The organism is Streptomyces sp. NPDC002671 (assembly GCF_053592475.1).
On record NZ_JBSFVU010000020.1, the window covers coordinates 87441 to 102665 of the forward strand.

At 72.5% G+C, this 15225-nt stretch carries 15 protein-coding genes; 9 read left to right on the forward strand and 6 right to left on the reverse strand.

The annotated features are described in order from the left end of the window. The first annotated feature begins 22 nt into the window (after window positions 1-22). The gene (locus tag ACWD35_RS28595; RefSeq protein WP_451354185.1) at window positions 23-2437 is read left to right on the forward strand and encodes a Helicase associated domain protein; all 2415 of its coding nucleotides are present in this window, start codon (window positions 23-25) and stop codon (window positions 2435-2437) included. Window positions 2438-2465: 28 nt separating this feature from the next. Here the strand turns inward: ACWD35_RS28595 and ACWD35_RS28600 are convergent, their stop codons facing one another. The 3 genes from ACWD35_RS28600 to ACWD35_RS28610 form a co-directional block, all read right to left on the reverse strand. Continuing rightward, entirely contained in the window at window positions 2466-2639 is a 174-nt protein-coding gene (locus ACWD35_RS28600; RefSeq protein WP_451354186.1) for a hypothetical protein, read from the reverse strand. Between the two features lie 165 nt (window positions 2640-2804). Then, on the reverse strand, window positions 2805-3461 hold the full coding sequence (locus tag ACWD35_RS28605) for a lysophospholipid acyltransferase family protein (RefSeq protein WP_451354187.1): 657 nt from the start codon (window positions 3459-3461) through the stop codon (window positions 2805-2807). A gap of 133 nt (window positions 3462-3594) precedes the next feature. Next, window positions 3595-4053: a flavodoxin family protein gene (locus tag ACWD35_RS28610; RefSeq protein WP_451354188.1), complete on the reverse strand. Its 459-nt coding sequence runs from the start codon at window positions 4051-4053 to the stop codon at window positions 3595-3597. 117 nt (window positions 4054-4170) lie between these two features. Here ACWD35_RS28610 and ACWD35_RS28615 point away from each other — a divergent pair, with 117 nt between their 5' ends. Continuing rightward, window positions 4171-4830: a class I SAM-dependent methyltransferase gene (locus ACWD35_RS28615; protein ID WP_451354189.1), complete on the forward strand. Its 660-nt coding sequence runs from the start codon at window positions 4171-4173 to the stop codon at window positions 4828-4830. 87 nt (window positions 4831-4917) lie between these two features. Further along, entirely contained in the window at window positions 4918-5589 is a 672-nt protein-coding gene (locus tag ACWD35_RS28620) for a lipoprotein (protein WP_451354190.1), read from the forward strand. 35 nt (window positions 5590-5624) lie between these two features. Here the strand turns inward: ACWD35_RS28620 and ACWD35_RS28625 are convergent, their stop codons facing one another. Next, window positions 5625-6710 carry a hypothetical protein gene (locus tag ACWD35_RS28625; RefSeq protein ID WP_451354191.1) on the reverse strand — a complete coding sequence of 362 codons (1086 nt, stop codon included), beginning with the start codon at window positions 6708-6710 and terminating at the stop codon, window positions 5625-5627. A 277-nt stretch (window positions 6711-6987) separates the two neighbouring features. After that, on the reverse strand, window positions 6988-7347 hold the full coding sequence (locus tag ACWD35_RS28630) for a hypothetical protein (protein ID WP_451354192.1): 360 nt from the start codon (window positions 7345-7347) through the stop codon (window positions 6988-6990). Between the two features lie 92 nt (window positions 7348-7439). Here ACWD35_RS28630 and ACWD35_RS28635 point away from each other — a divergent pair, with 92 nt between their 5' ends. The 6 genes from ACWD35_RS28635 to ACWD35_RS28660 all read left to right on the forward strand — a co-directional run bounded on the left by ACWD35_RS28635 (window position 7440) and on the right by ACWD35_RS28660 (window position 14182). Continuing rightward, window positions 7440-9530, forward strand: a complete 2091-nt coding sequence (locus tag ACWD35_RS28635) for a WD40/YVTN/BNR-like repeat-containing protein (protein ID WP_451354193.1) — start codon at window positions 7440-7442, stop codon at window positions 9528-9530. A gap of 16 nt (window positions 9531-9546) precedes the next feature. After that, window positions 9547-9795 (forward strand): ABC transporter permease, encoded by a 249-nt coding sequence (locus ACWD35_RS28640; RefSeq protein WP_451354194.1) that lies wholly within the window; start codon window positions 9547-9549, stop codon window positions 9793-9795. Window positions 9796-9853: 58 nt separating this feature from the next. Continuing rightward, window positions 9854-10834: a C40 family peptidase gene (locus ACWD35_RS28645; RefSeq protein ID WP_451354195.1), complete on the forward strand. Its 981-nt coding sequence runs from the start codon at window positions 9854-9856 to the stop codon at window positions 10832-10834. Window positions 10835-10993: 159 nt separating this feature from the next. After that, complete coding sequence (locus ACWD35_RS28650) at window positions 10994-12358, forward strand: FAD-dependent oxidoreductase (protein ID WP_451354196.1); 1365 nt, start codon at window positions 10994-10996, stop codon at window positions 12356-12358. Between the two features lie 328 nt (window positions 12359-12686). Further along, entirely contained in the window at window positions 12687-13859 is a 1173-nt protein-coding gene (locus ACWD35_RS28655) for a hypothetical protein (protein ID WP_451354197.1), read from the forward strand. A gap of 35 nt (window positions 13860-13894) precedes the next feature. Continuing rightward, window positions 13895-14182: a DUF1232 domain-containing protein gene (locus tag ACWD35_RS28660; RefSeq protein ID WP_451354198.1), complete on the forward strand. Its 288-nt coding sequence runs from the start codon at window positions 13895-13897 to the stop codon at window positions 14180-14182. 9 nt (window positions 14183-14191) lie between these two features. Here ACWD35_RS28660 and ACWD35_RS28665 read toward each other — a convergent pair whose 3' ends face one another. After that, entirely contained in the window at window positions 14192-15196 is a 1005-nt protein-coding gene (locus ACWD35_RS28665; RefSeq protein ID WP_451354199.1) for an AraC family transcriptional regulator, read from the reverse strand. Between the last annotated feature and the right edge of the window lie 29 nt (window positions 15197-15225).

Sequence of the window (15225 nt, forward strand, 5' to 3'; positions counted from 1 at the left end):
CGGGGCGGCTATCGTCGCCTGTGTGAGACTCCGTCCCCACCAGCGAGAAGCCGTGGACCGGGTGGTCCGAGCGCTCGGGCTGCCGGCCGGCGGGACCGTGCCGCCGCAGGGGCTGCGTACCCAGGTGGTCATGGCGACCGGCTCCGGCAAGACCCTGGTCGCGGTGCGCGGCGCGGAGGAGCTCCAGGCGGGCCGGGTGCTCGTGCTGGTGCCTTCGCTGGATCTGCTCGCGCAGACCGAGGAGGCCTGGCGGGCGGGCGGCCGTACCGGCCCGATGATCGGCGTCTCCTCCCTGCGCGGCGACCAGGCCGCGTTCCCGAACACCACGGGCGTCGGCGAACTGGTCGCCTGGGCAAGCCCGTTCGACAAGATCACCGTCTTCGCGACGTACGCCTCGCTGGGCCTCGGCACCCTGGAGCGCGCGCACGCGGCCGGCCTGCCGGGCTGGGACCTGATCGTCGTGGACGAGGCCCACCGCACGTCCGGCCGGATCGGCAAGCCGTGGGCGGTCGTCCACGACAACACCCGGATCCCCGCCCTGCGCCGGCTGTACATGACGGCCACACCGCGGCTGTGGCAGCCGGAGGGCGACCAGGAGGAGGGTGCGCCGGGTGAGCTGGTCGCCTCCATGGACGACGCCCCGGACGGGCCCTTCGGTGCCCGGTGCTACACGCTGACGCTGTCGGAGGCCATCGACCGCGGGATCTGCGCGCCGTACCAGGTGGTGTGCGTCGACGTCACCGACACCCGGCTGCAGGCCGCCCAGCTGCTCGGCATGGAGGGCCGTACGGACGAGGTGCGCGGGGCCCGGCTGGCCGCCCTGCAGACCGCGCTGGTCAAGGCGGCGGGCACCGAGGGCCTGCGGCGCACCCTGGTCTTCCACCACCTGGTGCGGGAGGCGGAGGCCTTCGCGGCGGGGCTGCCCGAGGTGGCCGAGCGGCTGCACGCCGAGAGCCCCCGGCGGTATCCGGGGCGGGTGTGGGCCGAGTGGCTGTGCGGCGATCATCCGGCGCCGCACCGGCGCCGTGTCCTGGACGAGTTCGCCCGCACCCGGCGGCGCGCGTTCCTCAGTTCGGTGCGGGTGCTCGGCGAGGGCGTCGACACCCGGCACTGCGACGCGGTGTACTTCGCCGACGTCCGCGGCTCCATGCCCGACCTGGTGCAGGCGGTGGGCCGGGCGCTGCGGCTGCGGCCCGGCGAGGGCAAGACGGCCTCCCTGGTCGTACCGGTGCTGCTGGGGCCGGGCGAGACCCCGGACTCGATGCTCTCCAGCCGGGCGTACGCGGGCCTGGCCCGGCTGTTGGAGGCGCTGCGCGCGCACGACACCCGGATCGTGGAACGGCTGGCCGAGCCGCAGGCACCGAGCCGCTCCCCCAAGGGCCGCGAGCTGGGTGGAGAGGGGGAGGAAGGGCCGCCCGGCGTCAGTGGCCCCGCGCGGGCGCTGCTGAAGTTCTCCACGCCCCGCGATCCGGCGCAGCTGGCCGCGTTCATCGAGCTGCGTGTCGTGAACCCCGAGCGCGCCCACTGGCGGCGCGGGGTCGAGGCGGCGGCCTGCCATGTCCGGGTGCACGGGGATCTGCGGGTGCCGTTCACGTTCAGGGTGCCCGAGGCCGATGAAACCAAGGAAGGCGCGGAGGCCGAGGAGACGGGCTGGCCGGGTGCGCTCGCGGGCTTCCCGCTCGGTCAGTGGATCGCCGACGCCCGCCGTTTCCGCGCGCGCGGCACGCTCGACCAGGACCGGGTACGGCAACTGGACCAGCTCGGCATGATCTGGTCGCACTCCGACGTCGCCTGGGAGGAGGGGCTGGCCGCCGCCCGCGCCTGGGCGGCCGAGCACGGCCATCTGCTCGCCCCGCACGACGCCACGCATCAGGGGTTCCGGGTCGGCATCTGGCTGAAGAACCAGCGGGCCCGCAGCGGCGAACTCCCGGACGAGCGACGGGAACAGCTCGACGAGATCGACCCGTCCTGGTGCCCGGCCTGGCCGGTGGAGTGGCAGCGCTGCTTCCATCTCACCCGGCTGCACCTGGCCGAGGGCGGCCGGCTGCCGACCGCTCCCGGCGAGGCCGTACGGCAGGGCGAGGACCTGGGACGGTGGGTGCGGGCGCAGCGGCTCGGCTGGGACGGGCTGAACGTGGGCCGGCGGTGGCTGTGCGAGCACGTTCTGGGCTTCGGGCCGGCGGGAGACGAGGAACGTCCGAAGCCGCGGGTCTCGCACGCCGACAAGTGGGCGCTGAACCTGGCCGCCGCACAGCAATTCCGTTCCCGGGAAGGCCACTTGGTCGTGCCGCGCGGGCACGTGGAGAGCGTCCGCACCGACGACGAGGAGCGGCCGGTCCGGCTCGGCAGATGGATCAGCAACCAGCGCAGCCGGGCCGCCGCCCTGACCCCGGAGCGCGTCCGCGAGCTGTCCGCCCTCGGCATGCGCTGGGCCTGACGGGGCTCAGGGCGTCGTCTCGCGCCGGTCAGGACTCCGTGCCGGGTGCTGGTGGGGTCGGCGTGGTGGAGGATGTGGCCACGGGCAGCCCGTCGAGGCCCGGACAGGCCAGCGCCGTGGAGTTCCCGGCGCGCACGCCCGCCCAGGCCGCGTCGCGGCCGACGCCGGCCGGGGTGACCAGTCCGAGCCCGGTGACGGCCACGGGGGCGCGCCGTGTGGGAACGCGTCGCGGTGATCGTCCGCGACAGCGCGTTCGGCCCGTCCCGAGCTGACGCGGCCACCCTGATGCCCGAACCTTCCTGACGCACCGTCAGCACCGGTCGGGTACCGGTCGGGTACCGGTCGGGTACCGGTCGAGTACCAGTCGTCAGCCCGGCGTTCCTTCGAGGGCCAGGACCGCGCTCGACCATGCGTCGGCGAGCGCGGCTTCCAGGTCGTCCAGGGGCCGTTCGCAGGTGTCGAGCCGGAGGGCGGCGCCGATGTGCACATGGACGCGGGGGCGGCGCAGGGGTGCGGTGGCCCAGCCGGCCAGCCGCTTGGCGCGGCCTCCGGAGGAGACGCGGCGGGCGCCTGCGTGTCCGATCGGGAACACCGGGGCTCCGGTGGAGACCGCGAGCCGGACGACGCCCGACCTGAGGCGGCCGGGCGGGCGGGCGTGGGACGTGCGGTAGCCGGGCAGGCCGCCTTCCGGGTAGATGAGGACGCTGCGCCCGGCGGACAGCGCGTCGGCGGCCTGCCGCAGGACGTCGGGGGCGCGACGGCTGCCCCGGTGCACCGGCACGTGGCCCTCCCGGATGAGGGCCCAGGACAGCAGGGGCACCCGCCACAGTCCCGCGGTGGCGAGCACGGCGGGCCGGTGGCCGAGCCGCTGCAGGGTGCCGACGAGCAGCACCGGGTCGAAGAACGAGGTGTGGTCGGCGGCGAAAATGCGGCCGGGGCCGGGCGCCTGATCCAGATGGGCGGCGCCGCTGACGGTCACGTGGCTGAAGACGGGCACCAGGGCCCCGGCCCATGCGGACGGCATCGCGGGGTGCTCCTCTCCGGGACCGGACCGGTCCCCCGCCGATCATCACCGGCGGCTTGGTCCCGCGCATTCCGGAGCTGACCCGAATGCCTGTTTGACGTGCGGCGCCGGGACCGGGGCGGCCCAGTACCCCTCAGGAGCCGTCCATCAGCCCGGCCGCGACCGTGGCCCCCAGCTCCCAGCAGGCCTGCACATCGGCCTTGTCCGGGGTGCCCGTGACGGTCACCGGCTCCGCCGTACGACGCCAGCCCAGCCCGGTGGTGACGGCCTCGATGGCACGGACGGCACCCGTCACGTCGTTGCCGCCGTGCACGTAGTAGCCGAAGGGGCGGCCCCGGGTCTCGTCCAGGCAGGGGTAGTACACCTGGTCGAAGAAATGCTTCAGGGCGCCGGACATGTAGCCGAGGTTCGCCGGTGTGCCGAGCAGATAGCCGTCGGCTTCGAGGACGTCGGACACGGTCGCGGACAGGGCCGCCCGCCGCACGACACGGACGCCCTCGATCTCCGGTGTCGTCGCGCCGGAGACGACGGCCTCGAACAGGGTCTGGCAGTTGGGGGAAGGGGTGTGATGGACGATCAGCAGTGTGGACACATCCGGCACCCTGCCCTGAGCGCGCCGCCCCTCGCAAACGGCACGGAATCCGGGAGCGTTGTGGGCTGCGGCCGGGGGTGCAACGATGCCCGGCACAGGACGACGGGAGGAACTGTCTTGGCCGAGCACACCGAGAACTCCGCGAACGACGACCGGTTGCCCGCCGCCGTGGTGTTCGACGCGCTGGGGCTCGCCTACGAGAAGGCGTTCGCCGCGTCCGAACCGCACCGGGCCTCGCTGCGGTGGCTGCTGGACGGGCTGGAACCGGGCAGCCGGGTGCTGGACGTGGGCAGCGGGACGGGCCGGCCGACCGCGCAGACCCTGACCGAGGCGGGCCACGAGGTGCTCGGAGTCGACGTCTCCCCGGTGATGGTCGACCTGGCCTCCCGCCAGGTCCCAGGGGCTGTCTTCCAGCGCGCCGACATCCGTGAACTCCCGCTCGCCGACGGCTCGTTCGACGCGGCCTGCTGCTACTTCGCGCTGCTCCAGATGTCCCGCGCCGAGCAGGCCGCGGTCCTCGCCAGGCTGGCGCGCGCGGTACGGCCCGGCGGGCTGGTGACGCTGGCCACCGTCCCGCTGGACATCGAGGACGTCGAGGCGGTCTTCATGGGGCAGCCGGTGCGCGTGACGAGCTTCGCCGCCGAGGATTTCACCGCGTTGGTGGCCATGGCGGGCCTGACGGTGCTGGGCGAGGACCATGCCCTGTTCACCCCTGCCCACCCCGACGCCGTACCCGAGCCGCACCTCTTCCTGCGCTGCCGCCGCGACGCTGACTGATATTCCGTACGACACTGTCGGTGCCTTCGGTTACAGTGACCGCCCTGAACAGAAGGGGAGATGAAGGTGCAGGTCAGGGTGGGGTCCATGGGCGGGCGAGCGGTGCTGGCGGTGGCGCTGGCCGCCGTGCTGGCAGGCTGCGGGCAGGGAGACGACAGCGGCCGAAAGGCGGCCACGAGCGCCTCGCCGAGCGCGGCGGGCGCGGCGGCGAAGGACGCGGCGTCGAGCGGTGGCACCATCGGCGCGGCCGGGTCGGCCTGCGAACTGCCGGTCAGCTTCGACATCGCCCGGCACTGGAAGGCCGAGTCGATCGACGCCGCGAAGAAGACGTCGAAGAAGTCGGGCGGCTCCGGCGGCGATCTGGCCGACGCACTGGACGCCATCATGCGTCAGGGCCCGGTCACGGCCGCCTGCGAGATCGACGCCAAGCCCGCCGGCAACATCGGCTTCATTCGGGTGTGGACCGGAAAGCCGGGCGACTCCGACGCGGGCAGTGTGCTGCGGCGGTTCGTGGCCGCCGAGGGCGGAGTCAGCAAGGAGAAGTACCACGCCATCAAGACGGGCGGCGGCGTCGCGGGCGTGGAGGTGGAGTACCTCTACACGAGCAAGCTCCTGAACGAGACGAAGAAGGAGACCGCCTTCGCGGTCAGCACGCCCGACGGCCCGGTCGTCGTACATCTCGGGGGTCTCGACACCGAGGAGCACGAGGCGATGCGACCCGCGTACGAACTGGCCAAGCGGACGCTGCGTACGGCGTAGGCCGGCTGGTCGTCCGCCTCGGTGCGGACCGACGGTCAGGTCGGCCTGGGCGGTGAGGGTCCCTTCCTGGCGGCGGGGGAATCCGGATCCGCCGTCGGGCTTCCGGGGCCTTTGACGGCGTCCAGCAGGCTGCGTCCCCGCCGGTCCACGGCGCGGGTGACGGATTCCTGCAGTATGCCGAACGCGAAGGCCCAGGCGCCTATCCGGGTGGAGGTGTCCAGGCTCGTCAGGCCGGGGATGAACTGGGCGCTCACCAGCATTATTCCGGTGGCGGCGATGAGAGCGCCGATGGGAAGCCGCAGGAAGGTCAGTCCGCTCGCCACGTGATAGGGACCCGAGGTCCCCCGCACGTTCCTCAACGATGCGGCACCGCCCACCGCGGCTCCGCACACACCGAGGAATTCGAGGAAGTAGACGCTCCCGGACTGGGGTGTGCTGCCGAGCGAGCAGACCAGGCCGTGACCCGTTCTCGCCGGAGAACAGAAGCGCGCGGCCACGTCCGGGCTCAGGCTCGCCCACAACCCGAGCCCGACCGCCAGGATCCAGAGGGCAGCAGCGGCCACGAGCACGATCTGGGTGAAGCTGCGCACTCTGGCCCGCTGCGCCTCCTCCGACTGGTAGGCGGCGTGCAGGGTGATCGCGGCGAGTTCCCTGAACGGGCCGGGGTGGGCGGGCTCGGCGCCGTGCGCGCCGAGCTCGTGCATCACGGCTTCCATCTGCTGCAGGAGCGTGTCGTCCTTCTCGAGGTGCAAGCGGGCGTGCGACAGGGTGTAGAGCCCCTTGTTGTAGAGCTCGGCGTCCGGCGCTATGCGGAGGAGGGCCACCTCTGCCTCGTGCGCGTTCGCCAGCGCCCGGTCGGCGGACGCCCCCGACATCCGTCTGAGCAGGCGATGGTCTTCCAGCACGCCTTGAGCCGCCGTCAGATGGCTCTGTATCTGCAGCACGATCTCCTTGTCCGCGTAGGAGATCCCTCCGTTGGCCTCGCGCAGGCCCACGAACTTGTTCAACATTCCCTGGAGATGCGCCACATGTGCGTTGATCCGCTGGTACCAGGAAGATCCGCGGTGCGGAATCTCGACCTTCCTGACGTCCACGTGGGCTGTGCCGTCCTTGTCCACCATGAGTGATCCTCCCCGGCAGGCCCCTCCTCCTTCCTCTTCCAGTCGACACCCGGCCCGCTCACCGGACAACTCCTGCCCCCGCCGGCCCACCGGAGGTCAGAACTCCGCTCCCGTTGCGGCCTTCCGGGGACGGCGAGACCATGGACATGAACTCCGGGCTCGTGTCTGAACGGAGCCCCAGCAACACGTCCGTCGTCCGGGCGTCCCGAGCGACGCGTCCCCATTCGCAATACCCCCGCGCGCCTCGCCCTCCGAGGCGGCCTGGGCGTGCGTGGCCTCACCGCTTCCAGAAGGTGCCATGGCCATCTCGGACGAACAGCTGGCACAGAACAAGAACATCACCGTCGCGCAGGTACAGCAGCTGCGCAGAAGCCGGGGCGTGACGAGCGAGACACTCGAAGCACTCTCCGAAGGTGCCGTACGCCGGGCCTTGCGCCGCCTCAACTACCCGGATCTGCCCAACGCCCGCCGTGAATACCGCCTGAAGCAGGAACGCGGTGACAGTGGCGGCATCCCCCTGCACGCCCGCGGCAGGGCCATCGACCGGCTGCGTGCCGTGCTGGAGAGCAGGGCCGGTGCGCCCGGTCCGCTCACCGCGGGCGTACCGACCGGTCAGGCCCCCGGCGCACGTACCCACGGTCCGGCACCCACCGCGGGCATGGCGCTCCGGGCGTACCGACCGGTCAGGCCCCCGGCGCACGTACCCACGGTCCGGCACCCACCGCGGGCATGGCGCTCACCCACTGGGAGTGGCTCGGGCCGGGGAACATCGGTGGTCGCACCCGCGGCATCGTCATCCACCCCGAACAGCCGGAGAAGTTGTGGGCCGCGAGTGCCGGCGGCGGGGTGTGGCACAGCGAGGACGCCGGCAAGCAGTGGGCGCCGGTCGACGACTTCCTGGGCAACCTGGCCTGCTCCAGCCTGACCATGGACCCCTCGGACCCGGACACGATCTACGCCGGCACCGGCGAGGGCTTCAGCAACTCGGACGCCCTGCGCGGCAACGGCGTCTTCCGCACCACCGACGGTGCCTCCTGGAAGCCGATCACGGCCACGCAGACGGAGGACTTCCAGGCCGTCACCCGGATCGCGGTCTCGCCCACGGGGGAAGTGGTCCTCGCGGCGACGGAGACCGGGCTGTTCCGCAGCGCCGACCCGGCCCGGTCGACCTGGACCAAGGTCCTGGACGACCCGCTCGGCATCGTGCTGTTCGACCCGCGCGACGGAGACCGGGCGCTGGCGGGCGCCCTGGACGCGGGCGCGGCCTGGGCGAGCCAGGACGGCGGGCGCACCTGGCAGAAGGCCGGCCATGGCACGGGCCCCTGGTCAGGCCGGGTCGAACTCGCCTACGCGGCCAAGGATCCCGCCGTCGTCTACGCCTCGGTCCAGATGACCAGCGGCCGCATCTGGCGGTCCACGGACGGCGGGCTGACGTACAAGGCCACGGGAACCCTGGACGCGGACGGCCGTATCGCGGACTACCTGGGCGACCAGGGCTGGTACGGCAACGCGGTGTGGGCCGGCGATCCGGACGACGAGAACCTGGTCGTCGTCGGGGGCATCAACCTCTGGCGCAGCACCGACGGCGGCGAGCACCTGGCCGAGATCAGCACCTGGTTCGATCCGCGGTCCGTGCACGCCGACCACCACGCGATCGTCTCGCACCCGGGCTACGGCAAGCACAACCGGACGGTGTACTTCGGCAACGACGGCGGCGTCTTCATGGCGGCCGACCTGACCAAGGTGGGTGTGGAGCCGCAACCGCCGTTCGTGAAGGGCTGGACGGAGCTGGACAACAACTACGGGGTCACCCAGTTCTACGGCGGAGCCGGGCACACCGGCACCGGGCGCATCATCGGCGGTGCCCAGGACAACGGCACCATCTGCTTCGACCCGGCCCGCGGCACCGAGGACTGGCGGCAGATCTTCGGTGGCGACGGCGGCTGGTGCGCGGCAGACCCGAACGATCCCAAGGTCTTCTACGGGGAGTACGTCTTCCTGGGCATCCACCGCAACACCGACGGCGGCAGCAGCGACGACACGAACGGCGACCGCTACATCACCGGCCAGTTCTTCAACGACCAGAAGCAGGACTGGGACTGGAAACCCGTGCCCTTCCGGATCCCCGACGCCATGAACCAACAGGCCCTGTTCATCGCGCCGTTCGTGCTCGACCCGAGCGTCCCGGACCGGATGCTCGCCGGCGGCCTGTCGCTCTGGCGGACGGACAACGCGAAGGAGACCAACACGCCGACATCCGGGCCCAGTTGGCGGCAGATCAAGCCGAGCGCGGGCCGGCCGATCAGCGCGATCGCGGTGGCACCCACCGACTCGGACGTCATCTGGGTGGGACACGACGACGGCAAACTCTTCCGCACGGCGAACGGCACCGCGCCGACGCCCGCCTGGGACCGGGTCGGGGCGACCGGGCAGCAGCGGCTGAACCCGCAGCGGTTCTGCACGTGCATCGCGCCGCACCCGACGGACCCGGACACCGCGTACGTCACCTTCGGCGGCTTCGCGCCGGACAACCTGTGGGTGACGCACGACGGCGGCGGCAGCTGGCAGGACCTCTCCGCCCAGCTGCCCGACGTCCCGCTCAGGGCGTTTGCGTTCCATCCGCGAAGGCCGGACTTCGTCTACTGCGGCACGGAGATCGGGCTGTTCGCCAGTGAGGACGCCGGGCAGAACTGGTCGCCGACGAACGAGGGGCCGACCAACTGCTCGGTAGACCAGCTGTTCTGGATGGCCGAGACGCTGCTGTGCGCCACGCACGGCCGTGGCATGTTCCGGATCGACCTCTCGGGCGTGCAAGGGTGAGGGGAAGGAGACGGCGATGACACCGAACATGCGCACACGAGGCCGTCTGGAGGCGATCGCCGCCTGCGTGAGCGGGCTCCTCTTCCTCCTCACCCTGGTCTGGCCCGACTGGATCGAGCGGGTCTTCGGCGTCGACCCCGACGCACACAGCGGGGCCGTCGAGTGGGCCGTGGTCGCCCTCGCGCTCTGCGCGACGATCGTGTTCTCTCTGCTCGCCGGCGGCGAATACCGCCGGGCTCACGCCCTGTCTCCCAAACCCAGATAGGGACATTGCGTACTTCAACCTTCACACGAGCCACACACGTTGGCTACGTTGACGTCTCATGGTGACGGACAGCGGCGACGAGGTGCGCCAGCGGATCGACTCCCTCTACGACCAGGCCGAGACCGCGACGGGGAACTACAACGCCACCCGGGCGGCGACGGCGGCGGGGACCCGCTCGCGAGGCATACCGCCGGCCAAGCGGTCGGACCGGCAACCGGATCCGGCACTCGACGAGGTGACTCGGCAGTGGTTCGACGCGGCCCGCGCCAAGCTCGGCCCGACGGTTCCGGCCGTACTGCCCGCCGACCGGATGCTCAGCGGCGGCGGGGAGGAGCGCAAGGAACCCGGGTTCGCACGACCGGAGTTGACGGCAGGGCGGGCGGATGCGCGCGCGCTGGCCGAGCTGACAGGCCGGTCCGCCGTTCCCGAACTGCCCAGCTCCGCCAGGCCCGCGCTCCCCGCACCATCGGGCGCGCCATCGGCCGCGACGAGGGCGCTCCCCGTCGCCGCACCGCACAGCCCCGCCCCCGCAGCCTCGAAGGCGGACAACCAGCGCAAGATCGCCACCGCGCGCGACCTGCTGTCCCGCCACACCGCGGCCCCCCTGCCCGACCCCGACCCCACCCCCGCCGCGACTGCCGCCGTCCTTCCCGCCGCCGCGGCCCCCGAGTCGGCCTACGCCCGACGTGCCGCCAAGGCGCTCGCCTTCGCGCGGGCCCAGCTCGGCAAGCCGTGCGTGTGGGGCGCGACCGGGCCCGACTCCTACGACTGCTCCAGCCTCACCCAGGGAGCATGGAGGGCCGCCGGAGTCACGCTCCCCCGTGCCGCATACGAACAGGCGCTCGCCGGGACGCCGGTGCCGCTCCCCCTCATCGAGCCGGGGGACCTCGTCCTCTTCTTCGAAGACGACCGCCACGTGGGCCTGCACATCGGCGACGGCATGATGATCCACGCTCCGGGACCGGGGTCGTACATCCGCGAGGAGTCGATCTACGGCGCCGGTGAGGGCGCCATCCATCGGATCGTCAGGCCGGCGTGACGCCCGCCAAGGCGGACCCAGGGGGTGGGCATAAGACACCCCTGGGGAAGTCATAAGATCACCTTATGAGGTCATAGACCCGACCCCGGTACTAACTTAGGTCTGCCTTAGCTTAGGCTACCCAGTCGAGTCGCCCGATCACTCGAAGGGAACCTGATCATGCCGCGCCCCCTGCGGGTAGCCATCGTCGGAGCCGGCCCCGCCGGGATCTACGCCGCCGACGCCCTGCTCAAGTCCGGGGTGGCCGCCGAACCCGGCGTGTCCATCGACCTCTTCGAGCGGATGCCCGCCCCGTTCGGCCTGATCCGTTACGGCGTCGCACCCGACCACCCGCGCATCAAGGGCATCATCACCGCCCTGCACCAGGTGCTCGACAAGCCGCAGATCCGCCTGTTCGGCAATGTGGACTACCCCACCGACATCAACCTGGACGACCTGCGCGCCTTCTACGACGCGGTGATCTTCTCCACCGGCGCGACGGCCGACCGCGAGCTGCCGGTCCCGGGCATCGACCTGGACGGTTCCTACGGCGCCGCCGACTTCGTCTCCTGGTACGACGGCCACCCGGACGTGCCGCGCACCTGGCCGCTGGAGGCCGAGAAGGTCGCCGTGCTCGGCGTCGGCAACGTGGCGCTCGACGTGGCCCGGATCCTGGCCAAGACGGCGGACGAACTGCTGCCGACCGAGATCCCCGCCAACGTCTACGACGGCCTGAAGGCCAACAAGGCCCTGGAGATCCACGTCTTCGGCCGCCGCGGCCCGGCGCAGGCGAAGTTCAGCCCGATGGAGCTGCGCGAGCTGGACCACTCCCCCAACATCGAGGTCATCGTCGACCCCGAGGACATCGACTACGACGAGGGCTCGATCGAGACCCGGCGCGGCAACAAGCAGGCCGACATGGTCGCCAAGACCCTGGAGAACTGGGCGATCCGCGACATCGGCAACCGGCCGCACAAGCTGTTCCTGCACTTCTTCGAGTCGCCCACGGAGATCCTGGGCGAGGACGGAAAGGTCGCCGGCCTGCGCACCGAGCGCACCGCCCTCGACGGCACCGGCAACGTCAAGGGCACCGGCGAGTTCAAGGACTGGGACGTCACCGCGGTCTACCGCGCGGTCGGCTACCTCTCCGAGAAGCTCCCCAAGCTGCCCTGGGACCTCGAGTCGGGCACCGTCCCGGACGCGGGCGGCCGGGTCATCGAGGAGAGCGGCGCCCACCTCCAGTCGACGTACGTCACCGGCTGGATCCGGCGCGGGCCCGTCGGCCTGATCGGCCACACCAAGGGCGACGCCAACGAGACGGTGGCCAACCTGCTGGACGACTACGCGGGCGGGCGCCTGCACACGCCGGACTCGCCCGCGCCGGAGGCCGTGGACTCCTTCCTCGCCGAGCGCGGCATCCGGTACACCACCTGGGAGGGCTGGTACAAGCTGGACGCCGCCGAGCGCGCGCTGGGCGAGCCGCAGGGACGCGAGCGCGTGAAAATCGTCGAGCGCGAGGACATGCTGCGGGAGAGCGGGGCGTAAGTCCTCGGCACCACGACCGCACCACAACTCGTGGAGAACGCACCACAACTCGTGGAGAACAGGGCCCGCCCCTGGCGGATGGGCGGGCGGGCCCTGCACGACGGACCATTGTGGGGGCCCGGCGGGCGGCCGGGCATGAGTGAACGGCAGTCGCCTGACGCGCACCGCGCGCCCCCCGGGTGAGCGGCGCGCTCCCCGTGCGCGCGGCGCACACCCCCACAGACCCGCGCGCGGCGACACCACACGCCGCCGCGGGCCCCCGCCGACGCTTCGCGGGCCCGGGCGGTGATACTGGGAAGCACACTCGCCCCCATCAGCAGATTGACTCATGTCGAACTCCGCCACCGACCGCGCCACCATTCCGCAGACCCTCTGGGCGGCCCGGGGCCGCCACACCGGTGCCGACGCAGCGGACGTCGTCCGCCGCACCTTGTCCCGGCACAAGGAGAGCGGGGACATCGACGACTTCGCGGAGCCGCCCGCGCCCGAGGACTCCGCGCGGCGGATCTTCGAGGCGCGCTGGCGGGCCGGCGGCACGGTGACCGTGCGGGCCCGGCTCACCCTCGTACCGCGGCCCGGCCGTCCCGGCGGAGACGAGTGGACGCTCGTCGCCGAGGCCGAGCGCCCGTGGGACGAGGCGTGGCCCTCGCCCGCCACCCTCTTCTGGCCCGAGGCCGGACCCGCGGACGGCGACGACGGCTCCTGGGACCATCACCCCACGCTCAGCGGCGTACGGTTCCGGCAGGTCAACGCGCTGCCCGCGGACGACAAGGAGATGCGGCGCCGGCTGCGGGACGCGGCCCGCGCGTCCTGGTGCCTCAACGTCGTCGTGCACGAGGCGATGACCCCGGACGAGCGCGGCCGGCTGCCGCTGGCCCGGCTGCTGCCGCCGGGCCTCAGGCACCGCGTGGTGGAGCACCGGGCCGCCCCGCAGCAACTGCGCGCCGTCAACTGGGCGCTGAAGGACCTCGGGGTCGAGGTGCCGCGCGGCGGCGCCGTACTGCTGCCCCCGGACCCGGCGCCGGAGGGTTACGACGGCCAGGAGCACAGCGTGCGCAGCGTCTTCCTGGACGGCACCGAACCCGCCGAACTCCTCGCGGCGCTACGGCACTTCGCCGCCCTGCCCCGCCCCCTGCCGCAGGACGCGCAGGAGGCGCTGGCGGACCTGCGCGACAACTGGACCCTGATGACCGTCCAGGAGGAGCTGGAGCGCGCGAAGCAGCTCGTCGCCATGTACGCCGAGGCGCTGGAGGCGATGACGAAGTCCCGGGACCTGTACCGGGAGGCCGCCGAACAGGCCCACGCCGCGCTGGCCGCCTACCGCGACACACCGGAGCCCGCACCCGCCGCCCTGCCGCAGCAGCGGCCCGGCTCCCGGACGCCGTCCGCGCTGCAGCAGTTGACGCGCACGTTCGAACGGCTGAAGTTCACCGGCAAGGGGCCGCGCCCGGGTGACGTCGACGAGACCGGCGAGAGCGGCAAAACCGAGCGGCCGGAGTAGACGTTCCCCTGGTCAGGAGGCCACAAGGAGGCCGTATGGATGCCACGACCACGACCCTGCTGCTGATCGCCGCCGTCGTCGCGGCGCTGCTGCTGGCCGTCGCCGTCGGCCTCCTCGTCCGGCTGGTCCGCGCCCGCCGCACCCTGCGCCGGGCCGGACTGCCGACCGGCCCGCGCTGGGTGTTCTGGGGCGCGATCGCGTACCTGCTGCTGCCCACCGACCTGCTGCCCGACCCGGTCTACCTGGACGACATCGGCGTCCTGCTCCTCGCCCTGCGCAGCCTGCGCACACCCCGTCCGCTGCCGCCGGAGACCACCGGCTGAGTACGGCGGTCAGTGCGAGCGCAGGGTCTGTGAGGGCAGTTCGCCGAAGCGGGAGCGGTACTGCTCCGCGAAGCGGCCCAGGTGTCCGAAGCCCCAGCGGTAGGCGACGTCGCTCACCGTCGTCGCCTCGGGCTCGGCGGCGACGAGTTCGTCGCGGACCCGCTCCATGCGCACGTCCCGCAGATACGCCATGGGGGTGGTGCCGAGCTGACGGCGGAACACCTCCTGCAGCCAGCGGGCGCTCACCCCGCCGACCTCGGCGAGTTCCGGGGTGGTGTACGGGTGTTCGGGGCGGGCACGGATGGCGTCGACCACGCGTTTGACGGGGCGGGCGTAGCCCTGCGGGGCGGGCTGGTCCAGGGCCTCCCGCCAGGGGTGGTCGGTGGCCAGCAGCAGCCCGGTGAGCAGCGCGTCCTGGATACCGGCCGCGAGCAGCGGCTGGTCCAGCAGCCCCCGCTCGTCACCGATCTCGTCGGCGACGACCCGCACCAGCCGGGCCCAGCTGCGGCCGGGGCCGGCAGTGAGGTCCATGGTGGGCGCGAGGCGCAGCGGGGCGCGCAGCGCCTCCCCGGTGAGGGCTTCCAGGTGCCGTACGAGCGCCTGCGGCTCGACCTTGACGGCGAGCACCCGGCAGGTGGCCTCCCAGTGTTCGAGGGTGGTGCGTCCCTCGGGCTGGAAGACCCCGGCCCGGGCGGCCGTGGCCACCCTGGTGTCCCGGGGGCTCTGCCGCCACGCCAGCCGGCCGGTGAGCGGCAGGTCCACGTGGTAGGAGCCGAGTTCGTCGAAGCGCATGCGCACGTCCGCACCGCAGCGCAGCTCGCCCACGGTGAACGGCCCGAGGCGGGCCATGTCGAAGACCGCGTCGAGGTGCCGGCCCGGTTCGAGGAGGTCGATGAAGGTGTCGTAGTACATCGCGCCGATCGCGGCGCGTGCCTCATCCAGGTCGGTGGTCCGCAGGGAGAGGCTGGCGGGTGCCGGTCCCGTGCGCTCGGTGCCCTCGGCGTACTCGGCCACGGGAGGCGGCTCCTCTCCTCGGATCTCCT